Source organism: Chryseobacterium artocarpi (genome assembly GCF_001684975.1).
Classification (GTDB): domain Bacteria; phylum Bacteroidota; class Bacteroidia; order Flavobacteriales; family Weeksellaceae; genus Chryseobacterium; species Chryseobacterium artocarpi.
Genome location: NZ_MAYH01000001.1, coordinates 17,570 through 40,478, shown reverse-complemented (window position 1 = coordinate 40,478; position 22,909 = coordinate 17,570). Strand labels below are relative to the sequence as shown.

Annotated in this window: 18 protein-coding genes; 16 read left to right on the top strand and 2 right to left on the bottom strand. The window is 34.7% G+C overall.

Annotation, left to right across the window (positions count from 1 at the left end; genetic code table 11):
* Positions 1-127 precede the first annotated feature (127 nt).
* From BBI01_RS00180 to BBI01_RS00125, 12 genes are all read left to right on the top strand, one after another.
* Entirely contained in the window at positions 128-1,096 is a 969-nt protein-coding gene (locus BBI01_RS00180) for a YpdA family putative bacillithiol disulfide reductase (RefSeq protein ID WP_065392677.1), read from the top strand.
* Positions 1,097-1,285: 189 nt separating this feature from the next.
* Positions 1,286-1,690 carry a type VI secretion system tube protein TssD gene (gene tssD / locus BBI01_RS00175; RefSeq protein WP_047434135.1) on the top strand — a complete coding sequence of 135 codons (405 nt, stop codon included), beginning with the start codon at positions 1,286-1,288 and terminating at the stop codon, positions 1,688-1,690.
* Positions 1,691-1,896: 206 nt separating this feature from the next.
* Complete coding sequence (locus tag BBI01_RS00170; protein ID WP_065392676.1) at positions 1,897-3,831, top strand: type VI secretion system Vgr family protein; 1,935 nt, start codon at positions 1,897-1,899, stop codon at positions 3,829-3,831.
* 2 nt (positions 3,832-3,833) lie between these two features.
* On the top strand, positions 3,834-6,923 hold the full coding sequence (locus BBI01_RS00165; protein ID WP_065392675.1) for an HET-C-related protein: 3,090 nt from the start codon (positions 3,834-3,836) through the stop codon (positions 6,921-6,923).
* Positions 6,913-7,884, top strand: coding sequence for a DUF7738 domain-containing protein (locus BBI01_RS00160; RefSeq protein ID WP_123862036.1), 972 nt, complete (start codon positions 6,913-6,915; stop codon positions 7,882-7,884). The genes BBI01_RS00165 and BBI01_RS00160 overlap by 11 nt, the downstream gene beginning before the upstream one ends.
* Before the next feature lie 105 nt (positions 7,885-7,989).
* Positions 7,990-8,904, top strand: a complete 915-nt coding sequence (locus BBI01_RS00155) for a DUF7738 domain-containing protein (RefSeq protein WP_065392673.1) — start codon at positions 7,990-7,992, stop codon at positions 8,902-8,904.
* Positions 8,905-8,934: 30 nt separating this feature from the next.
* A complete protein-coding gene (locus tag BBI01_RS00150; protein ID WP_065392672.1) occupies positions 8,935-9,891 on the top strand; it encodes a hypothetical protein in 957 nt (318 codons plus the stop codon).
* 42 nt (positions 9,892-9,933) lie between these two features.
* A complete protein-coding gene (locus BBI01_RS00145) occupies positions 9,934-10,425 on the top strand; it encodes a DUF4280 domain-containing protein (RefSeq protein WP_065392671.1) in 492 nt (163 codons plus the stop codon).
* 9 nt (positions 10,426-10,434) lie between these two features.
* A complete protein-coding gene (locus BBI01_RS00140) occupies positions 10,435-12,639 on the top strand; it encodes a hypothetical protein (RefSeq protein WP_065392670.1) in 2,205 nt (734 codons plus the stop codon).
* Positions 12,639-13,358, top strand: coding sequence for a hypothetical protein (locus tag BBI01_RS00135; RefSeq protein ID WP_065392669.1), 720 nt, complete (start codon positions 12,639-12,641; stop codon positions 13,356-13,358). The genes BBI01_RS00140 and BBI01_RS00135 overlap by 1 nt, the downstream gene beginning before the upstream one ends.
* A gap of 3 nt (positions 13,359-13,361) precedes the next feature.
* The gene (locus tag BBI01_RS00130) at positions 13,362-14,138 is read left to right on the top strand and encodes a hypothetical protein (protein WP_065392668.1); all 777 of its coding nucleotides are present in this window, start codon (positions 13,362-13,364) and stop codon (positions 14,136-14,138) included.
* 27 nt (positions 14,139-14,165) lie between these two features.
* Entirely contained in the window at positions 14,166-14,678 is a 513-nt protein-coding gene (locus BBI01_RS00125) for a hypothetical protein (protein WP_065392667.1), read from the top strand.
* Between the two features lie 83 nt (positions 14,679-14,761).
* On the opposite strand, the gene BBI01_RS00120 is transcribed toward BBI01_RS00125, so the two are convergent.
* Positions 14,762-15,940: an MFS transporter gene (locus BBI01_RS00120; protein WP_083189958.1), complete on the bottom strand. Its 1,179-nt coding sequence runs from the start codon at positions 15,938-15,940 to the stop codon at positions 14,762-14,764.
* Between the two features lie 309 nt (positions 15,941-16,249).
* Here BBI01_RS00120 and BBI01_RS00115 point away from each other — a divergent pair, with 309 nt between their 5' ends.
* Positions 16,250-17,128 carry an AraC family transcriptional regulator gene (locus BBI01_RS00115; protein ID WP_065392665.1) on the top strand — a complete coding sequence of 293 codons (879 nt, stop codon included), beginning with the start codon at positions 16,250-16,252 and terminating at the stop codon, positions 17,126-17,128.
* Between the two features lie 89 nt (positions 17,129-17,217).
* Positions 17,218-19,161: an oleate hydratase gene (locus BBI01_RS00110; protein WP_065392664.1), complete on the top strand. Its 1,944-nt coding sequence runs from the start codon at positions 17,218-17,220 to the stop codon at positions 19,159-19,161.
* 145 nt (positions 19,162-19,306) lie between these two features.
* Here BBI01_RS00110 and BBI01_RS00105 read toward each other — a convergent pair whose 3' ends face one another.
* Positions 19,307-20,980 carry a glutamine--tRNA ligase/YqeY domain fusion protein gene (locus tag BBI01_RS00105; protein WP_065392663.1) on the bottom strand — a complete coding sequence of 558 codons (1,674 nt, stop codon included), beginning with the start codon at positions 20,978-20,980 and terminating at the stop codon, positions 19,307-19,309.
* Between the two features lie 154 nt (positions 20,981-21,134).
* On the opposite strand from BBI01_RS00105, the gene BBI01_RS00100 reads away from it, so the two are divergent.
* Both BBI01_RS00100 and BBI01_RS22625 read left to right on the top strand, forming a co-directional pair.
* On the top strand, positions 21,135-22,265 hold the full coding sequence (locus tag BBI01_RS00100; RefSeq protein WP_065392662.1) for an alpha/beta hydrolase: 1,131 nt from the start codon (positions 21,135-21,137) through the stop codon (positions 22,263-22,265).
* A gap of 487 nt (positions 22,266-22,752) precedes the next feature.
* Positions 22,753-22,905, top strand: coding sequence for a bacteriocin-like protein (locus tag BBI01_RS22625; RefSeq protein WP_165602191.1), 153 nt, complete (start codon positions 22,753-22,755; stop codon positions 22,903-22,905).
* Positions 22,906-22,909: the final 4 nt, after the last annotated feature.

Below are 22,909 nucleotides of genomic sequence, written 5' to 3'. Positions count from 1 at the left end.
CAAAACTGATGCCACAGCTTATAGAGCACGAGATACATCGTTTATGCTTTATAATATTAAAATATAGATATTTTAGATTTAAACGATTCATTCACTCCTTTTCCCATTTACATCGTACCTTTGTTAAATGGAAATTTTGGATATTCTTATTATCGGAGCAGGACCTATTGGCTTAAACTGTGCTATTGAAGCTCAAAAAAACAATCTGAATTATTTAATTATTGAAAAAGGAACCATAGTAAATTCCTTATATCATTATCCTTTATATATGCGTTTCTTTTCTACAGCTGAAAAGCTTGAAATTGACAACGTTCCTTTTATTTCTACAGCCCCAAAACCAGGCAGACAGGATGCTTTAGAATATTATCAGGGTATTGCAAGACAGAAAGACCTCAACATTCATCTTTATGAAAAAGTTTTAAAAGTCTCTAAAGAAAACGGAATATTTCAGATTGAAACAACAAAAGCAAATTATTTGGCAAAAAATGTAGTGGTTGCTACAGGATTCTATGATATTCCAAACCTCATGAATATTCCGGGAGAAAATCTTCCAAAAGTAAAACATTACTACACTGAGCCTTATCCATATGCAAGACAAAAAATTGTAGTGGTAGGATCAAGCAATTCAGCGGTGGACGCAGCCCTTGAAACGTATAGAAAAGGTGCCGAAGTTACCATGATCATTCGTCATTCCGAAATTTCAAAGAGTGTAAAATATTGGGTAAAACCTGATATTGAGAACAGAATTGCAGAAGGAAGCATTAAAGCTCATTTTAATGCAGAAATCATAGAAATAAAGGAAAACTCTGTAGTTTTTAAAGATGAAAATCAGCATACTCATGAGATTGAAAATGATTTTGTACTGGCAATGACAGGTTATCTTCCGGATTTTGATTTTCTGAGAAATTCAGGAATAGAACTGAATGGAGATTACCTGAATCCACAGTATAATTTTGAAACTATGGAAACAAATATTCCTGATCTTTATCTTGCCGGAGTAGTCTGCGGTGGGAAAGATACTCATCTTTGGTTCATTGAGAATTCGAGGATTCATGCGAATATAATTATCAACTCTATCCTTTCTAAAAATTCCTAAAATACAGCCAAACCACGACTACAAGCTACTAATAAACAAATATATACATAAAAAACCTAACACTTGTTAGTAGAAGAACTACTACACTTTTTAAAATTTTCTCGCATTTCTTTTAATTATATTATAAATACCTCTATTTTTGGAAACATATAGATCAAATTACATAATATTAATTAAAAACTATTAATCATGGCAGAAAGAAATTCTAGAGGAATTTTAAAATTCAACAACGGTGAAGGGCAAAAATTATTAAAGCTTAATTATAGCGTTTCAAGATCTACAGACGTTTCTGGACGTGTAGCATCTGACCCTTCTAATGCATTGATCAAAATCACAGTAGAAGCTACTGATAAATCTGACATTCTTGAAAGCTTACTAAACGGAAAATACAAACCTACAGTAGGAGAAATTACATTCAACAAGTCTCACGAAGAAGGAACTTTAACAACATTAAAGTGGAACAACGGTTACGTAATCCAGCATGAAGTAGACTTCGATGCAGTGGATGACAACAGTATGTATATCAGCTTTGTAGTGAGTGCAGAGCAAATTGACCTTGGTAATTCTTCTTATTTCGGTGCGTGGCCGTCTTAATCTTAAGAAAATCACTTACAATATTAGAACTAACAGGGCAGAATTCAAAAAAGGATTCTGTCTTGTCAGTTTGATTATCATTACAAATTCATACAATTTGTCCTGATACACAATGAAAATCAACAGATTATCACTTAAAATTTAAAGAGAAAAAATTATTTCAACGATAATCTGCAAAACAAACTAACAAAAACACAATATTAATCATGGAGGGTAATTTTTCATTTCAACCGAATCGTTATAAAGCGCCTGATAATGCTGATAAAATTTCAGGAAACCATATTCCGGGAATCAACCGTGTGGTAAAGCTGGATATCATCATTGAAGGAAAGACCATCAAACACTTCAAACATTTTCGTTTGCAGCAAAGTGCGAGACGCCATCATCAATTTGAGCTTACACTGGCTCATGATACGTTAGGGGAAGCTCAAAATCATAATCTTGAAGAAGCCCGTTTGTTTCTGGGCAAACGAATAACAGTAGTTTTTAAATATAAAGACTATGAAAATGAGAGCCCAGAAAGAACCTTTGTAGGGGTGATTACCAAAGCTGCTTTCAGCCAGGAAAGAATGAGCCTTGGAAATATTGTATTGAAAGGTCACAGCCCTACTATTCTTATGGATTCTGCTCCTCATACGCAGAGTTTCGGTGGAAGCCAGTCTGTAAATACAGGAATAATTGCAGATAAAATCATTAAAGAAACGCTCGGCTCTGAAAAATTTGATTTCAGGGTAGATGCTCAGAATAAAAGTTACATCAACTACAGCTCACAATATAACGAAACCCATTACAACTATCTGGCACGAACTGCTGAGGCATATGGGGAACAGTTTTATTATGACGGAGAGGTTCTTCACTTCGGAAAACTTCCAGCTCCTGAAAAACCGGTACGTCTTATCTACGGAAGCAATGCAACGGATGTACAGATAGAATTAAAAGCTGTACATACAAAACCTGAATTTTTCGGATACAACAGCAGCGAACATACTAAAATGACAGGATCGGAAAGCAGTATCAGACATCTTGGAGAGGTTCCTGCTAAAGCTTATGAGCTTAACAGCAACATTTTCAAGGCACGTTCACTTTCTCCTGCTCCTGTAAATGCCAATATGTTCATGGATGTGGATGATTCTCAGAAAAGTGCAGCAGGAAGCGCGGCTGTAGAAGTTTTTACCGTTTCCGGAAATACAACGGTTCCTTTTCTATATCCTGGCTGTACCGCTGATATTCAGATGCGTAAACCAGACAGTAATGAAACGGCATATTTTACAAAAGTTACCATCACTGAAACATCCCATGAGGTAGATGCCCGAGGATATTATAAAGGAAGTTTTGAAGCAATTGCAGAAGGAACAGGTTTCATGCCTAAGCCGGATTTTATCATTCCGAATGCTGAGCCTCAGGTTGCTACTGTAATCTCTAATACTGACCCTCTCAACCAAGGAAGAATACAAGTAAGGTTTGATTGGCAGAGAAATCCAGACACCACTCATTTTATCAGAATGATGAGCCCTGATGCCGGAGGAACGGATGCTATTACTCAAAACAGAGGTTTTGTAGCTATTCCGGAAGTGGGAGATCAGGTTATGGTAGGTTTTGAATATCATCATCCGGATTTTCCTTTCGCAATGGGAGGAATGTTCCACGGACAGGTAGCTCTTGGTGGTGGGCTGAATAATCACATAAAATCTATTCAGACAAGAAGTGGAAATAAAGTAATCTTTAATGATAAGGAGGGTAGTATTTTCATAGAGGATCCAAGCGGAAATACTTATTTGATGGACGGTAAAGGAAATATTACCGTAACCGCGCCTAAAAATATGTATTTTAAAGCTGGTGAAAATATAGATATGATAGCTGGTAAGAATTTTACATTAAATGCAGGAGAAAATATATCAAACTCAGCCAATGTAAATATTACTTCAATTGCCGGAACAGATATTATTCAAAATGCAGCCGGTGATATCAGAGAGACTTCTGATAACAGACAGGAAATGGCTGAGAAAGGCATTCACAGACAATCGGAAACTTCACAGTCATTGGCTGGTAAGATCTCCATGTTCAGCGATAAGGAGAATATGACGCTGCAAAGTGCAAAGATCATTGAGAACAACAGTGCAGACAAAGCTAAACTCTTCTAGCCATGGCAATTGTAAAACAGGCAAAAAACATCAAGGTAGCCGTTAATAAGGACTATATTATACAAGCTGAAAATATCAATGAAGTTTCAGATAAAATCAATATTGAGTCATTTAAAGAAAACCTTAGCCTTAATAGTAATAAAAAGGTTGAACAACATGGTAAAGATGGAGGGGTAAAGCACCAATCCTACTCTCCTAAAGAATTAAAAATTGAAGAGAGCGACTATACTTTGGAAAGTACATTTGCTCTGGAACAGCTTTTTTCTTTTGCCAAGAAAGATAGTATGGCTATGTTTTGCTTCTGGATGGCTGATATCTTTGGTAATGATATACCTTTGGAAGCTTACGAAAAGTTATATAAAAACGCCAGTGATAAGAAACAGTCTATTAATCCGAAAATCACAGTTATCAAAGAACTGGACGGCATAGGAGCTTCTTATTATACGGGTGAGAATAAAAAGTACTTCAACCATATTCTTGTATCACAAGGTTTTATAGATAATGCAATAAAAAGTAATGGTCATCATAAGTTATTGATGCTTGCTTTAGTAGAAGAATTCGGGCACCATCTGGATTATCTGTTAAGATTTGAGTATTCATCACAAGAAGGAGATGCTGAAGGAGACGAAGGAGCTAAATTTTCTTCAAGCATAAATACGAAATATAAAAAGTTTTTTATAGATCCTTTTGAACAAAAAGAACAGCATTACGCTACTGCCAATATTAAAGGAACAGAAAAAAAACTGATCTGGGATTTTGCGGATCTGCATACACAATTAAAAGAATATGTAGACAACCGTACTGAATATGATGATCATTATTTTGCTGGTTTTGAGTTTTTCGGAGCTGGTATGGGAGATGATCTTCATGGGCTGGGACATGAAGCTATTGAAAAGAATGCATTAAGTAAGATTGAAAGATATAAGAGTGATAAAAATGTAGAAAGAAAACAGATTTACTTTGGTAACTGGCTCAGAGACTTTTCACAGTTTGTAGATCCTATGATTGTACGTCCCATGGCTAATGCTCTGGATATACTCAGTAAAGAATATAAAGATAAACATCAGAATAAGGAGGAAAACTCAAAATTATTAGATGATTTAGAAAAATTACTGGAAGAAAACAGAGTTACAAAAAATGATCTGAGAACTTATGACCTTCCGGTAGGCTTTGAATTTAAAATGACAGAAGCAAAAATTATATGGGAACCTTCTGCATTTTCTCCTGTGAAATTAAGTAGAGAAGCTATTACTACTCTGGTAGAATTCCTGGGGCTGAAAGAATTTGGAGAATTAGAAAAGGAAGCTAAAAATGAAGAGGGAAAGCCTGAAAATTACATGAAATATATTCAGGACTTCAGAAGTAAATATGCTAAAATAACTCCTGAATTACTAGGAGTTTACAAACCTCAGGAACATATAGACAACCCTGCTGCTCTTCATCCTAAGTTAATTTGTGACGCTATAAAAAAGAAGAACAAAGAAAAGGGAACAAACAAACCATGCCCACCACCTGATTTTAATCATAAATTAGATCCGGATTTTGTAAAAGATCCTGTAGATCAACAGTGGGAGCCTAATGTACAGTTTGGAACAAAAAATTATATCAGAGGTAATGGTTCTGTTCCATTTGAAAGTGCTTTTGAATGTTTTAATAAATTTATTGATAAGTCTAACCCTAATACAGTAGAAGGAAGAATAAATTTTGGTGCGGCACTCCATATTGTTGAAGATTATTATGCACACAGCAATTTTTGTGAAATTGCTGTAATGAAAGTATATGACCCGGAAGTTTTTCCTTGGGATAATTTAAAAGCCAGCTGTGTAAAAGGAACATTAAAAAGTCATACATCAGATAGTGGTGCTAAATCTAATACCCATGCTATTCATTCGATTTTAGAAAAAGAAAGGTTTAAATTTTATACAATTACCAATACACAATTACAACCCCAAGCTGTAAAGAACTTTACAAAAGCCAACAATACAATATATCCTGCCGATTATTATCAAAATCTTTATAAAGATGAATCATACAGCTATCTTAAACACGCCCAAAATAAAGGATATTATTATTCTCATGCAGCATGCCCTATAGTACAGACAGGAAGTTTTGGACCTTTGGATACAATTGCCAGTATAGCACCCAAAGTGAATAATAAAATCTTTTCCATCAAAGTTGAAAAACAGGAAGATCTGAAAGCAGGGGAAAGAACATTTAATGATGCTTTGATTTACGAACTATTGAAAGATATTTCTAAAGCTCAAACCTCAGATACTAAACAAAAAAACGAAACGTATAAAGGAACTGATGACAATCTTTACTCCGAAACCTTCTTAAAATACCTAAAATTCAGAGATTTTATGGTGGAAGAACGTGTATTAGGTTATTCCTTTAAAGATATTACAAATGCATTTGGTATATTTGACTTTATAACCCAATATATAAAAGTTATCCAGAATAGTTTCTATCATTTTTTAGCCTTAACTGCCATTAATATGATAGATGATTATCAAACTTATCTTGAAAATGAACTCACTTTACTTGAGCAAGGGAACTGGAAAGTAAATTCTTACGGGCCTACACATACTCAGCTTGCTAAAGATAATGGTTTGCAGCCATTACATCATCTGGCAGTAAAACTAGCTGAAAACAGAGTGGAAAAACTCGGAAAGCTATTTGCAGGAAGTAAAGACTGGAATACACAGATCAAAAAAATAGGAAGAGAAGAAATTTTCACTCATCCTATGTATACTGACTGGATGGATAAGGCTGTTATAGACTGGTGTTATGATCATCCCCGTTCAGTAACGCTTGCCCGTGAAGCAAGTGTTGTTCTTTGGGGAATAAAACATGGGTATCAAGAACTTGCGGAATTGCATCATCAAATTAAAATTATTAGTGAATTTAATACAAGTTCAGACCAACAAAAAGAATTTCAATCTGCTATGGCAGGACTTCCTGATCAATGGCATAGAGGCTGGAATAAATTAAAAAGCCTTTGGGAAAAACAAAAAGACTTACCTGAGTTAAAATTAAAAACAGCTGAAGAAAGCTATCAGGAAGTATTAAAAGAAAGCGGACATGGACAATAAACTTAAATACAAATTAATATTTCTATTATTCATCATGACACAATTAGTGAGTTGCCAGGATAAAAACATACAAGGCATGGAAGATGGTTTCTATATAAAAGATAAAAAGCTGTATTATAATCAAAAAAATATTGCTTTGGGAATGCCTGTTGATCAATTCGTAGATGCACTTGGAAAGTATGATAGAAAAGTCGAATATTCTACTGGTGGTGGAGAACATTCCGATTGGTTCTGGACTAAAAAAATGTTTAAAGCAAGCACAAGCACCAATGAGAGTGGACAGGAAATAATCATTCTCGCAAAAATGCGAATTGATGAAGAAACAGGTAAACCCGTAGAAGATTATAATGGTGAATATAAAGAATTCCCCAATATTAATGATGTCATTAAAATGTATGGAAAATATGACAGTATTTCTATAGATAAATCCTCAGCTCGTACCAGTACATTTTATGTATGGGACAAACTGGGAATAAATGCAGCAGAAGCCAATGGGGTTATCAGTACCGTCAATTTATATCCTTTACATGTATTAAAAACAATGGATCTTGATCTGGCAACAGGAAAGACATTTTATGACGGAGCAGGAAATGCTCAACTTACACAAGAAATGTTAGAGGACAGAAAGAATGATAAAGCTATATTTGACAGAATGCCTAAACAGGAATTTAAAGGAAAATTCAGCTATAATGGAAACACTATTGATTTTAGTAAAATAGGCAATACTGATTGGAACAATGTGGTTTCAGGGTTAAAAATATCTGGTAGTGATTTTGATCCGGCTGGAGACTCCGAAAACTGGTCAAGAGAAATCAGAGAAAGCTATGATTTGTATATTACAATCAACAGGTTCTCAAATGCTGAAGAATCTGGAAAACTCTCTATCAAGAAAATAGGAAAATATGATACTGTAGGAGATATTTCAATATGGCAACATAATACAGACGAAGACAGAAAGTAAATTTTAAAAGTAAATCATTTAACCTAATAAAAATTACAAATAGGAAATAAAACAAGATAAACACCTAGACATTCTGAATACGAAAAGCTGAGAAAGAAAAAGGATATGTTAAAAAAAATAAATAATCTAATATTACTTATCATTATCATGACACAAACGATCAGCTGTCAGGAAAAAGCAAACAAGAATAACAATAGTTTTCAAATAGATAAAAAAGAAATTTTTTATAATGACAAGAAAATCCATCTGGGAATGCCTATTGAAGAATTTGCAAAGATTGTAAACTCAGAATATCGTGTTGCAAAATATTCTATACCAGAACGAACAGATAAAGTTTGGACATGGAAAGATGGTGGGGAAGCCTATGTAAATGATAGTGGTAAAATCAAATATTATAACGTAAATACTAATGATGATTCTCTTGAAAAGGAATACAATTCAATTGAAGAGCTTGTTAAGAAAGTAGGTAATTACGAAAATTTTAAAGAAGAAAAAGTATCAGGTCAAGAGCAAATCTTTTATGTATGGGACAAGCTTGGATTTAACGTGGCTGTTCACGATAACACTGTAGGACAGATCAACCTCTATCCAATTGCTTTTACTAAAAGAGAAACAGAATACAAATTAAGAGTTCCGGGACCTCCAATGCCTCAAAGTGATGACTATATTTTAACTGACGATAAAACAGATGTTGAAAACTACCAGGTTATGCTGGAACGTCAGCCAAAAACAGAATTCAAAGGGACTTTCTCTTATGATGGAAATACAGCAGACTTTGCAAAAATAGGATACACAGACTATAACAAAATGGTCAAAGATCTACACATTGAAGGAAGCAGCTATGACCCTCCGGGAGATTCTAAAGGATGGGGAAGAAAAATATGGCTGAACTATGATAACTGTCTGATTGATATCCGAAGGTATAATAATGATGGAAAAACAATAAAAGATAAAGTAGGAAAAATAGATGGCGTATTATCTATTGAAATTTGGAGGTTTACAGACGAAGACAGAAAGTAAATTTTATCATAACAGAAGGAAGCACATAAAATGAAAATCAATTGTATAGAAAATAAACTTTTTTTATGGGGATTACTTTTGCTTCTGTTACTGAATTGCAAAGAGGAAAAAGGACAGGATAAACATCCGGACATTCCGGAATTTCCTACCACTACAAATCCTAAAATAGTGATAGAACCTGTACTGAACAATGTAAATGAAATATTATTTAATGATTCGGTATTGGTTTGTAAACATATCGATAGTATCAGTATTTATTCTGCGACATCGGAGAAAAGTAAAACTATTAAAAGTAAGGTATTTGCCTATGGAAACGGGATTTTCATCATAGAAAACAAAGACGGAGAATATGAAGCATTAAACGATATCACCTTACAAAAACAAAATATAAAAACAATTAATGAAGCAGGGAAATATCAAAAAATGAATGATAGCTTAAGTAAAGTGTTTACTAAAAAATCAGAATATGAAATAAGCCAGTTAGCAGATTCATTATTCATCAATTACTTTGCTTTAAAATATCATTTACCAAAGGATAAAATCCCGTTCACGAGAAGTCTGAGAAAAAAAGACTTTTATGTAAAAACAGAGCAGGATGAGTTTTTACTGATTGATGCACCTTATTCTTTAGAGAAATTTATAGATCCTCTGATAAAGCCTGTTTCCAAACAAATGGCTCCAAAATTTAAAAGGAACTTTCAGTTTTTCAAAAACTATTCCCATAAGGATAGCTTTTTTAAAGAATATGATTATGCACTTAAAAGTAAAGACTGGGTATCATTAGGCGGCGGAAATCATTATATCCCTTCCCTGCCTTTCATGGCTGAAGCAGGATATTATTATCTGGATGTATTTTTTAATAACGAAAAAGGAAAATGTAAAATGATAAGAGGTAACCGTCCCAGCTTATATACAATACCCACAAAAATAAAAAACAAAGGCTATTTTATTGATAATGAACAGATTTATAGAATATCTTTGAAATAACCAAAAACATTATTAAACCAAACACCAAAAACAAATAATAATATGGCAGAAAAACACATCGTAGTACAGGGTGCTCTTTGCAAATGCCAGTTTGGACAAGCTCCGGACAAACTCAAGGTACTTACACACCAGAAAGAGTATGCCAATGATAAAAATGCTTCCAAAAAGCTGATTGTTACTACCAAAGAAATCGGTGGGGCAACCTTTGAAAAAAATACTTTCGGGAACTGTACAAAAATGGGCAGCCCTCCCCCGCCCTGCAAAATCATGGTCACAGAATGGCAGAACTTTTACGACAAAGTTCAGCTGAGTAATGGTGGATTTATCATTTTAGAAAACAGTAAAGCAGTCTGTGCAATAGCCGGTACTCCATGCATTGAAATTATTGATCACGGGCAAAGAGCTGAAGCCAGCCAACAAAGTTTTAAAAATTCAGATAAAGATGTACAGAAACAAATCAATCCTTTGGTAAGCCCGGAGGAAATGTACAAAAAACAACCTGAGAACAACGGATTAGAATTTGGTAACCAATAACAGAAAGCCATGGCAAAAGGGATAAAAAGTATAAAACAGCAACAGGTAATTGGTACCAGCGTATATCTGATCGTAGACCAATGGCATGACGGTACAACAGAACTTGATAAAAGTAAAAAATTAACCTGGCTTTGTTTTTCACAGGATAAAAAAAAGCAGCTAGACACCCGTCAGCTGGAATCAAAAGACAGCTATGTCATCAAAATACCACCAAAACTGGCTGGTTCATATCGTTATTATGTAGAAGCCAGTTTTTCCGGCAAAAAAGACCCTTTAAAAGATACAGGCTTATATGTTTATGGTACCACAACGAAAAAAGTGGTCACCAGTAAATGGTGTGCAAAACCAGATGGAGAAGATCTGAGAAAATCACAGTTTTCTTACGGTCATCTTATTTATTTAGGTCTTGAAACCGAAGGTATGAACGGTGACCAGGTAACCGTAGAAGTCTACCGAAGAGTTCCCGGAGGTGGAGGTTCCAAAGACGATCAATACATCACTGCATTCACCCATGTACAGGTCATAGACGGTGAAGTAAATCTGAAGATGGGAAACACCTATCAATGGTATGGCAAAATAAAAAAGCCCAATCCTACTGAAGAATTTTATGTAAAAGTAAAAGATGCTTCCGGAAAATACATCAGTGATGGTAAAGACAGGCTACATGCCCGTTATTTGAGAATTAAGAATAATATTGTCAGTAGAAATTCGGAAACCCCAACCAATCATACACCTACCAAAGTTGATAAACCTGAAATAAGCTTTAAAAGACATGAACCCTGCAGATATGATAAAGTCATCATCGGGGATAAAGACAGCAATAAAAAGCCGTTCAATATTGTCGTATACGATCCTTTGCAGAAAAAAAATATCACGACTTATGAAACATTAGCAAAACATGAGGCTGGTACTACCATTGATCTTACTTTTGAAAAAATAACACACAAAGGTTGTTTTACTCAACCCAATCATAAAAAAGAGATTGAAATTTACATTAATGGGCAGAAACAGAAGACTCAGGTGGTGAGTGGTGATAAATATACATTACCCATTCAGGCTAGAGCAAATACCTATCTTCTTAGAACCAACCCAAGTTTATTCTTCGTTACCCCGGACGCTGCCAATACATATAGAATTGTTACAAAAACATGTGCACAGCCTAATAATCCACTTACGATCAATGTCTATCCCAATATAGAAAGAGAAGTAACGTTTGTACTTACATTATTTCCTTCTTTTGGAGCAGAAGTCAATCAGAAGTTCTCAACAAGGGAAAAACTAACGGATTATAACAAAAAGCAAAGCATGCAATTGATCAGAAATGAAACTGAGATTCTGTACAATGCAAAAGGAGGTTTAGGCTTCGGGCTTCAGGCTAAAGTAAAAGTAGATAATGTAGAATCATCCATTGAACTGGCACACACCAGAAATCAGATTAAGAAATTAATAGGTTTCTACCACACTGTGAATGAAGTTTTGTCCGTATTCGACGGTAGAGGAAAAGAATCTACTTCGCTTGCTTACGACAGAAAAGTACTGCCTAAAGTTACCTTTGATATTGAACCACCCAATGTTGCCTTAGCCTTAAGAATAACCAACAAGAAAGTCGAAAGAACCCTGCAGGTAGTTCCTCAGTTCACCGGAGCACTTGCCTTAAAGCCTATTACCAAAATAAAAATTGGTGTAGATCTTCTCAGCCTTTTACAATACATGGGTGTAGGTGGTAAAATTGCATCATGGATCAAAGATACATTGGAGGCAAAGTACAAGTTTACGATTTATATCATCTTCGAGGTTTCATTAGAAGCAAGAGCTGAGCTTTCCCTTACTTACAATAAAGTAGAAGGATTTGCTCCGGGACCAAGAAAATTGCAGATCGAAGCCGGAGTAGGAATCAAAGGAGGAGTAAAAAGTACCGAATTCGTTACCATAGTTGTACCGGAAGCAGATGGCTCACCACAAAAAGTAAAGGTAGAAAAATGGAAAGGAGAAGCTTCGGGTGCCTCATCGATGTTATATACCTATGAAGTAAATGCTGATTCAAAAGGGCAATACAGCAAACATAAACTGGAATTCACAGGAGTAAAAGCAACCATTGTAGTTTATTCCATCAAAAACGGAATGAAATACAACGAAAGTTTTAAAAAAGATTTCACTATTATTGAAAAGCCGGATAAAGCCTGGTACGAATCAGAAAAAGAGTACACTGTCTAATGAAAATAAACCCGATCATTATTTTTAATATTTTAATTGTTATTTTCCTTTTAATTGCCATTGCAGTCACTGTTTTCATGGTAAAAAACGGGATGAATATCTATTATATCTCAGCCTCTGCATTTACGAGCCTTTTACTTCTTTTCATCCTCTATTCCATTAATAAAGGAATTCCGTCATCTCATCAGGTGATCAGTACGATAGAGAAAAATAAAGAAAGACTGGATTTTAATGATAAAGAATTAATCATCAATTCTCCGGTTATGGAACACAAACAGATCATAGAATGGAATAATGTGGAAGCTATTTACTGCCTGAACATGATCCCGCTGGACGGAACTTACCATAATTTCGAGTATTCAATATTCTTAAAACAGCCAGCAAAAACAGAGAAATACAAAGACTTATCGTGGTACAATAAGTTAGTTTCATCAGAAAACAATTCGTTGGAACTTAAGATTAATGATTACGATAATATTGACTTTAAAAAGCTTCACCCTGCAGTAGAAAAATATCTGATCAAAAAAGAAACGTCAGAAGGTTATCTGCATAAGAAGTTTGGAAATAATATACGTTCCGTACAAGAAAATAATACAACAACAAGTTTTCCGGCGGATCAACCTTTAAAAACATTTGAGCTTTATAAAATATTCGACAAAGAGGATCCCACCAACGATGAAAAACTGAAAGAATATAGAGCAAATGCAATAAAAATATAAACCATGAACAATCCTATCTACAATTTTGAAATAAAAGCTTTTTACTGCCTGGTTGAATTAACAATCAATGATGTTTTGGTTTTTTCTCACTATGAAGAAAACGGCAGTATCTGGGTTGACTGGCCCATCAATCAATATATTCTGGACAGTGGAATTCAATCTTTTGAGGTAAAAGTATTGCCTTATAAAGATCATGATACCCTTTTTGAGAAAGCCCAGCTGGAAATTGGAATTCATGCCATCAGTGAATCAGGAAGTGAAAGAATCGAAGTATTGGAGAAAAAAGAGGTAAACATTCCAAACAAAGCGGAATTACCTTTCTTTATTCAAAAAGGTCCTTTTACCGCAACAGTTCCTTATAAAAATACAGGTTGGAAAGCTTCAGTTGACTTAAAAAAAGAAGACGAAAAAAAACTTTTAGCTGAAATACTTCAATGGAACTCAAAGCTTTTGAACGTGTATACCTCATCTGACATCAAAGAATACAATGTAATATATGGTGAAAGAGAAAAGGAATTTGCCACCGCTTATTACACCGAATATCAGGAAAATACTCCAGAAGTTTTCCATTCAAAATTTAAAAACTTAACAGCTTTACCTAAAGATCTTTACCAATTGGTTCTTTATGCAGACGGAAAGCTTGCTAGCGTTAAGCTCCCTACAGAACTTCCCGGGTTTACCTTTGATCCAAAAGTTAAAGATGAAAATGGATTAGGAATAAGCCTGATTTTATTTTTTCACAGGAAGAAAGAAGGCGCTCCTCTTGAGGTTATAAGATAGTACTTCTCAATCTGAAATATTAGAAAAATGAGTGATGACAAACTAAAAACAATGACATTTAATCAGGAAGGATATACTTTAGATATTCCTGTTTTGGATGAAACTCATTTTGTATCATGGAACTCTATAGACACTATTATTTTTGGTCCGGAAACCATTTATCATGATCATTCTGAATTTATTATTTATCTCAATAAGCCACCTGTAATCAAGCTAAAAGAAAATGCATGGTGGCTGAACAGACTCACTTTCCGACTTAAAAATAAAAACAATAGAAAAATCAGGATTTCTGATGAATGGAACCGTGATTTTTCAAACTTTATAGATCATGCTATAGTGCATCTTAAAAATGTACAGAAAGTAGATATCAATCGAAGAAAAGGAACTCTTATTAAAAGAACAGAAGTAAAAAAAGCTGGCACCATCATCACAACTGAACAATGGAAGCCTGAAAAAACAACAAATCTGAAGTGGGAAATGGTTTATGACAGACACAACAGAACCGTAGTCGATATCTACAACAGAGACAAAGGAATTTAATTAAATTCTAAACAAATAAAACCCAGCCATAATTATATAGCTGGGTTTATTTTTATTATCTAAATTAAATATTTAATCGTTTTTTACATTTCCTCTTCTACTTTATTCTTTTCTTTAAGCATCCATGGAATCACAAAATAAAAAGCTACCGCAATAGCCACGGCAAGCACTCCTGTTCCAATCCAAAGCGTATTGAATCCAAGTTTATCGGCAATCAGGGTTCCTACATAAGGCGTAATGATAAAAGCAATAGAAAAAGACATCCCGTTCAGTCCCATATAAGCTCCTTTATTATTTTCTCCGGAACGTAAAGCTGTAATTGTTGCCATAAAAGGAAGCGTCCAGATCTCTCCGATACAAAGAAGAGTCATAGAAACCAACAGCATCACCATACTATAATCAAATGCTAACATTGCATAGGACAATCCACAAAGAAAAGTTCCTATCAACATCGTAAAAGCAAGCGTAAAATACTTCTCAGCAAGCTGTACAAACCCCATTTCAAGCAATACGATCAAAAAGCCGCTGTATCCTAAAATATATCCGATATTCTGCTGACTCAGATGTGCCGTATCCTTATAAAAGATCGTCAACGTACTGAATAACTGGAAGAAACACATAGAAAACAGCATGCATAATGCACAGAAAATTAAAAACTTATTGTCTTGGTATGGAGAATTTTCCTTTTTAATAACAATGGCTTCTTTTACCTTTTTCGCTTCCAGCTTAGCACGTTTCGCACGTCCTCTGAAGAACCAGATATACATCAGCCCAGCCAGAAAAGCCGCCAACGCATTACTGTAAAAAAGGAATTCATAAGAAATAGCAGACAAAATACCTCCCAACGCAGGACCTATGGAAAATCCAAGGTTTACTGCCATTCTGTTCAGTGAAAAAGCTCTGGTAATATTCTCAGGCTTTGCATATTTTGTAATTGCCACAGAGTTTGCCGGACGGAAAGTCTCACTCACAATACTCTGAATCAAAATAATTCCAGCCAATCCTGCCTCTGTTTTAAAAAAAGGAATCATACAGAATAAAGGTACACTTAATAATAAACTAAGACTCTGAACCTTATATTCACCGATCTTATCCGTGACCATTCCGCCAAACCAAGACCCTATGACCGATCCGATCCCGAAAAAGCTCAGCACAATCCCGGAATTTTCAATACTAAAATGTAAATGATTCGTCATATAAACTCCCAAAAAAGGAAGTACCATAGAACCTGCCCTGTTGATGAGCATTACCAACGCCAGCATCCAACTCTCCTGCGAGAGTCCCTTGAAAGAACTCGTGTATAAATTGATTAGTTTCACAATAATATTTGGTGGGGGAATTTAAAAATGCAAAGGTAGATAAAAATAGCCCTAAACCCTTATTTAAACACTTTTTTATTATAAATACAACCCATAAAAATATCCGATCATCTGTATCCTATAAAAGTGATTTTTTTTGATATATAAAGGCTAAAAAATTTTATAAAATTCGTAAATTGCAGTAATAACAAGATTTTTAATCTTACTTTCCAACAAAACACACATAAAAAATTCGCTCGAATCACAAAAAAAATGGTAACCTACGAAAATTTACATGACACCCTATCCTTTTACAGCATTGATTGTCACCAATCCTATTATATTTCATCGGGAAAACCCATTTTTGACTTTCCTAAATCTCCTTTCCGTATGGATTATTACGCTTTATGCATCTGTACAGCTGGAGAAATAAACATTGAAATAGACCGTCACCAATACAATATCAATGCAGACAGCTTTCTCATAGCCGCACCTTCCACCATTGTAAAATTTCTGAATACCAGCGAAGACTTCATGATGAAGCTGTTATTTTTTGATAAAAATTTTCTGATCAAAAATATATCTAATCCTTTCATCATTGAAAAAATGGATCTTTTCTCCAAAGGATCTTATAATATTGTAAAAACTACAGAAAAAAATTCCACACTACTTCAGAGTCTTTTGGATTATCTTAAAAAGAAATCCAGAAAACAAGGAAAGTTTACAGACGAAATTGTCCGAACCATTATTTTCAACCTCCTTCTTGAAACAGCAGAAATTATAGAAAGAAAAAATCAAACCTGCTCAGAAAAAGAAGATGGAAAAAAAGACCTTTATCTTAAATTCACTAAGCTGATCCGTGATAATATCCGACAATACAGAACCGTTCAGTTTTATGCTGACCAACTTTGTATTTCCAACAAATATCTCATAGAAATCATCAAAAAAACAAGTGGAAAAACACCTCATGAAGTCATTGATGAAGCCCTTTTAAAAGAAGCTTATGTGATGCTTGGAAACCCAGAACTAACCATTTCAGAAATAGCCTTTGAGCTTCAGTTTAATTCAGCATCAGCATTCGGACGTTTTTTCAAAAAACATACTTCAATTTCTCCATCAGAATATAGAATCAACGAGAATATTCAGTCTTAGGAATTTGGGGACACTCTTTCCGACATTCGGGATATGCATTGCTTTATGAATAGAGGTACCTTTATAATGTTAATTAAAAACATTACAAAATGAGTATGATCAATTCAAAATTCGACAAAGTTTTAAATGCTTCTGAGCAGTTTGGAAAAGTAAACCACGAACCGGATTCCAGTAAAGAAGTCCAGATTAACACCCCTGAAAAGACAATGCCCTTTTCAGATCAGATCGGGAATTATCAGAGAAATAAAGGTATTCCCTTACAATCTTACGAAAACAGTAAAATATACATTGTAGGAAGCGGAATTGCCGGAATGTCTGCCGCTTATTATTTCATTCGAGACGGGCATGTTCCTGGTAAAAATATTATTTTTCTGGATCAGCTTAATGTAGAAGGAGGTTCTCTGGATGGTGCCGGAAACGCAAAAGACGGCTACATCATCAGAGGGGGACGTGAAATGGATATGACCTATGAAAATCTCTGGGATATGTTTCAGGATATTCCTGCACTGGAATTACCTGCACCATATAGCGTATTGGATGAATATCGTCTCATCAATGACAATGACCCAAATTATTCAAAAGCCAGATTGATTCACAACCAAGGACAGATCAAAGATTTCAGTAAATTCGGATTGGAGAAAAAAGATCAGCTTGCCATCGTAAAACTTCTGTTGAAGAAAAAAGAAGAGCTTGATGACCTTACCATTGAAGATTATTTCGCAGAATCATTCCTTAACAGTAATTTCTGGTTCTTCTGGCGTTCTATGTTTGCCTTCGAAAACTGGCATAGTTTATTGGAATTAAAACTTTATATGCACAGATTCCTGCATGCCATCGACGGAATGAAAGATTTCTCTTGCCTTGTATTCCCGAAATACAATCAATATGATACTTTTGTAACCCCTTTGAAAAATTTCCTTGTTGAAAAAGGAGTACAAATACAGTTTGATACTTTGGTAAAAGACCTTGACATCCATATCAACACCGAAGGAAAAACCGTTGAAGGAATTATCACTGAACAAAACGGAAAAGAAGTAAAAATTCCAATCGGAAAAGAAGATTACGTAATTGTAACCACTGGTTCCATGACGGAAAGTACCTTCTACGGAGATAATAATACTGTACCTGAAGTGACTATCGACAATTCCAACGCAGGACAAAGTGCCGGCTGGAAACTATGGAAAAATCTGGCTGCAAAATCTGAAGTCTTCGGGAAACCGGAAAAATTCTGTAGCCACATTGAAAAATCTTCATGGGAATCTGCAACATTAACGTGCCGCCCATCTGCTTTTACTGAAAAATTGAAAGAACTATGTGTAAACGATCCATATTCAGGGAAAACAGCTACTGGAGGTATTATTACCATTACAGATTCCAACTGGGTAATGAGTTTTACTTGTAACAGACAACCGCATTATCCCACTCAGCCTGATGATATTCTTGTAGTATGGGTTTATGCCTTATTAATGGACAAAGAAGGAAATTATATCAAAAAAGCAATGCCTGCATGTACCGGAAACGAGATTCTTGCAGAATTATGCCATCATCTTAGATTAACCGATCAGCTTGATAATGTTATAGAAAATACGATCGTTCGTACAGCGTTTATGCCTTATATTACGTCTATGTTTATGCCGAGAGCTAAAGGTGACCGTCCGAGAGTAGTTCCTGAAGGATGTACCAATTTAGGATTGGTAGGACAATTCGTAGAAACCAATAATGACGTTGTCTTCACTATGGAAAGCTCAGTAAGAACAGCAAGAATAGCAGTTTACAATCTTCTTAACCTCAACAAACAGGTTCCGGATATTAATCCATTGCAGTATGACATCAGACATCTATTAAAAGCAACGCAGGCTCTTAATGATTATAAACCTTTCCTTGGAGAAGGAATCTTAAGAAAAGTCCTGAAAAACACTTACTTTGAGCATATATTGGTTGACCGTCCTGAAGAAAAAGAAGAACAACACGAATCTTTCTTCATGGAACAGGTTGGAAAATTCCAAGATTGGATTAAAGGAGTGAAAGGCTAAAGAGTATATTGAACTCTACTCAAATATAAAAATGCATTTTTTTATCGCCACGAATGCATAAATACAATAATTCGAGCATTCGTGGCTAAAAATAAAAAACAGGACTTATTTCTAAGTCCTGTTTTTGTTTTATAGATTCCTGAGATTATTCAGGCTTATAAGAATCTTTTAAAGTTACCGTACGGTTAAATACCAACGTAGCATCCGTAGAATCCTGATCTTTTGTAAAGTATCCGATTCTCTGGAACTGAAGTGGCTCTCCTACTGCTACATCTTTAAGACTTGGCTCAGCAAACCCTTGAACAGTTGTTACAGATTCAGGATTGATGAAGTTTAAGAAGTCTACATCTTTTTCAGCATCAGGCTGCTCAACAGTGAATAGTTGGTTGTAAATTCTTACTTCAACAGGAATTGCATGTTTTGCAGATACCCAATGAAGTGTTCCTTTTACTTTTCTTAAACTTTCTTCTGTTCCACTTCCTGATTTACTCTTCTCATCGTAAGTAGCATAAATGGTAGTGATTTCTCCATTTTCATCTTTCTCTACTCTTTCAGCTTTGATGATGTATGCAGATTTTAAACGAACTTCTCCTCCTAATTTTAATCTGAAGAATTTATTGTTTGCCTCTTCTTTGAAGTCTTCACGTTCAATATATAATTCTCTTGAGAAAGGAATTTCTCTTGTTCCTGCATTTTCCTGTTCAGGATTGTTTTCAGTTTCTACCCATTCCTCTTTATCTTCAGGATAGTTTTCAATCACTAATTTTACAGGATCTACTACTGTCATCACACGTTTCGCTACCTTATTAAGATCTTCACGTACGCAGAAATCAAGCAACTGAATTTCGATCAGGTTTTCTCTCTTTGCCACCCCTACTTTATCAATAAAGTTTCTGATAGCCGTCGGTGTGAAACCTTTTCTTCTCATCCCGGAGATAGTAGGCATTCTTGGGTCATCCCATCCTGTTACTACGCCTTCAGCTACCAATCTTTGCAGCTTTCTTTTAGAAGTAATCATGTAGGAAACGTTCATCCTTGCAAATTCTCTTTGCTTGTTTTTAACCTTCCCTTCTTCATAAACCTGATCTAAATACCAGTTGTACAATGGTCTGTGGTTTTCAAACTCCAAAGAACAAAGCGAATGTGAAATTTGCTCTATATAATCAGATTCACCATGAGCCCAATCGTACATTGGATAAATTTTCCAAGCTGTACCTGTTCTGTGGTGAGGCTTATTTAGAATTCTGTACATAACAGGGTCACGCATATTCATGTTAGGCGAAACCATATCGATTTTTGCACGAAGAGACATTGAACCGCTTTCAAATTCTCCGTTTTTCATCCTTTCGAATAAATCTAAAGATTCTTCTACAGGACGGTTTCTATATGGAGATTCAATTCCTGGCTCTGTAGGATTCTTTCTCTGCTCGGTAATCACTTCAGAAGGTTGTTCATCTACATATGCTTTTCCTTCTTTGATCAATTGTACTGCCCAATCGTAAAGCTGCTGGAAGTAATCGGATGCGTACAAAACTTTATCCCATTTGAAACCTAACCATTCAACATCTTTCATGATAGAATCTACGAATTCCTGTTCTTCTTTTTCAGGGTTCGTATCGTCGAAACGAAGGTTTACAGGAGCGTTGTATTTTTCACCCAAACCGAAGTTGATGCAGATAGCTTTTGTATGCCCTACATGCAGGTAACCGTTTGGTTCAGGCGGAAAACGGAAACGGATCTGATCTTTATTCAAACCGTTTGCCAGATCATCTTCAATAATTTGCTCAATAAAATTGAGTGATTTTTTTTCTTCTTCCATTAAATTAGCTTTTGTTTTATAGCAAAAAAAGTGGCACAAAGTTACGGAAAAATAAGTGTTTTTAAAAATGTTAATTTTAACAGACAATGTATTGTGATTCAGGAATTTTAATTAATTTTATAAAAACTAAAACCATCCTACCAAATTATTCCATATGGCTGTTTATATCTTAAGCAATCGGAAAATTATACGTCATAAAGGCGAAAAAGTAGATTCTTTTTCCAATGATGAATATTCAATCCCTAATTTCAGGATTGCAAAATGTGATTTTGAGCATTATAAAGAACCCACTGCACAAGCCAGAAAAGCAAAAAATTATACTAACAGAAATATCTTAGATTACAGACTCTTCTCAGAGCCGGAAAAACAAGGCTATGAAGAAGTTCTTGAAGTTCTTCTGAGTGAAAAAGGAATAAAAAAATCAACACTTACTGCTAATAATCTTGGGGGCACTCAAAGAATGTTTTATGAGCTGTATAAAAACATGTCCGGCACGAAAGACAGAAGTGATGTAATGATATTTATTCATGGATATGCCTATGATTTTGATGATGAATTAAAGGCTATCATTGATCTTAAAAAATTATTCATTGATAATCCGGCATCTCCGGTAGAACATATTTTATTCGTAAGCTGGCCTGCTTCAAGCAGTATTGTACCTTTGACGTATTTTGATGATAAGGCTTCAAGCATCAATTCCGGAACTTCCTTATTAAGATTATTTTACTTCTATACCCAATTTTTAAAGGATATTTTTTCCAATCGGGATCTTATTCCATGCAACCAAAGGATTCACATCATGGCTCATTCTATGGGAAACAGGGTTTTGCAAAGCATGTTGTACAGTCTTAAGAGAGAGAATATTCTAAGAGTAATTGATCAGGTAATACTTCTCAATGCGGATGTCACTTATAAAGTTTTTGAAGATTCGGAAGAGTCATTTAATAAACTTCCTTTGCTTGCCAATAGGGTTTCTATTTATCTGAACAGACAGGATACAATTCTGGGAATTTCCCAGTTTACCAAAAATATTCTTACACCACGTTTAGGTAAAAACGGTCCCAGCAACCTTGATCCTTACAAAGATATTGTATCTATCATCGATTGTACTTTTGTAAAGGATGATATCCTAACCGGATTAAAATTTGATATCGGAAACCATTGGGGATATCTTTCCAGTTCTCAGGTACAAAACGATATTTTTCAAAATTTATATGGAATAGATCGGAATCTTATCACCAATAGAATAAAGAATAACGAAAATATTTTCACAATTATTTCTTAATGATACATTAAAAAAATACTATAAAATGAACCGTATGTTAAAGTTACAACAAGCCTGAGAAATGGCATAAAGATTGCCAACTCAAATAACAGGGAATTACAATTTTTTTATCATGAAAAAGATTAAAAAAAAGTTTTCTTATATCCTAGAATATATAAAGAAGACCATTTTCGTAAAAGATGTGATTTAAAATAAAACAACAACTTATAAAACTATTAATATCCGACCCTACAATTACTTTATCCTTTAACACTCCCGAAATACCATTAAAAATTCCTACAATAACTGCAGGGATTTCTTTTCATGACCTTCATCAATTAAATACATTTTTTAGACTTTCAGATTTTTAAATTTATGATTTCTGAGCACACATTCAATTACAAAAAGAACATATCAAACACAATATCAACAACATAAACACTATTAAAATTGTATAATTAAAAAAATATATCGATATTTACTCATCAACCCATCAAAATATTATATCATGAAAAATCTAAGAAAATTAGAAAAAAGAGAATTAAAAACAATTAATGGAGGAAATATTCCTGTAGTCCCAATAGGCTGCAACAACTGGGATGCTAGAGCCAGATGCTGCAGAGAGTGGGATTGGGAACATTCAAATAACCCAACCTGTTAATTCA

Coding starts and splice junctions, on each gene's coding strand:
- BBI01_RS00180 (WP_065392677.1), top strand. CDS start 128: ATGGAAATTTTGGATATTCTTATTATCGGAGCAGGACCTATTGGCTTA.
- tssD (WP_047434135.1), top strand. CDS start 1,286: ATGGCAGAAAGAAATTCTAGAGGAATTTTAAAATTCAACAACGGTGAA.
- BBI01_RS00170 (WP_065392676.1), top strand. CDS start 1,897: ATGGAGGGTAATTTTTCATTTCAACCGAATCGTTATAAAGCGCCTGAT.
- BBI01_RS00165 (WP_065392675.1), top strand. CDS start 3,834: ATGGCAATTGTAAAACAGGCAAAAAACATCAAGGTAGCCGTTAATAAG.
- BBI01_RS00160 (WP_123862036.1), top strand. CDS start 6,913: ATGGACAATAAACTTAAATACAAATTAATATTTCTATTATTCATCATG.
- BBI01_RS00155 (WP_065392673.1), top strand. CDS start 7,990: ATGTTAAAAAAAATAAATAATCTAATATTACTTATCATTATCATGACA.
- BBI01_RS00150 (WP_065392672.1), top strand. CDS start 8,935: ATGAAAATCAATTGTATAGAAAATAAACTTTTTTTATGGGGATTACTT.
- BBI01_RS00145 (WP_065392671.1), top strand. CDS start 9,934: ATGGCAGAAAAACACATCGTAGTACAGGGTGCTCTTTGCAAATGCCAG.
- BBI01_RS00140 (WP_065392670.1), top strand. CDS start 10,435: ATGGCAAAAGGGATAAAAAGTATAAAACAGCAACAGGTAATTGGTACC.
- BBI01_RS00135 (WP_065392669.1), top strand. CDS start 12,639: ATGAAAATAAACCCGATCATTATTTTTAATATTTTAATTGTTATTTTC.
- BBI01_RS00130 (WP_065392668.1), top strand. CDS start 13,362: ATGAACAATCCTATCTACAATTTTGAAATAAAAGCTTTTTACTGCCTG.
- BBI01_RS00125 (WP_065392667.1), top strand. CDS start 14,166: ATGAGTGATGACAAACTAAAAACAATGACATTTAATCAGGAAGGATAT.
- BBI01_RS00120 (WP_083189958.1), bottom strand. CDS start 15,940: ATGCTGGCGTTGGTAATGCTCATCAACAGGGCAGGTTCTATGGTACTT.
- BBI01_RS00115 (WP_065392665.1), top strand. CDS start 16,250: ATGGTAACCTACGAAAATTTACATGACACCCTATCCTTTTACAGCATT.
- BBI01_RS00110 (WP_065392664.1), top strand. CDS start 17,218: ATGAGTATGATCAATTCAAAATTCGACAAAGTTTTAAATGCTTCTGAG.
- BBI01_RS00105 (WP_065392663.1), bottom strand. CDS start 20,980: ATGGAAGAAGAAAAAAAATCACTCAATTTTATTGAGCAAATTATTGAA.
- BBI01_RS00100 (WP_065392662.1), top strand. CDS start 21,135: ATGGCTGTTTATATCTTAAGCAATCGGAAAATTATACGTCATAAAGGC.
- BBI01_RS22625 (WP_165602191.1), top strand. CDS start 22,753: ATGAAAAATCTAAGAAAATTAGAAAAAAGAGAATTAAAAACAATTAAT.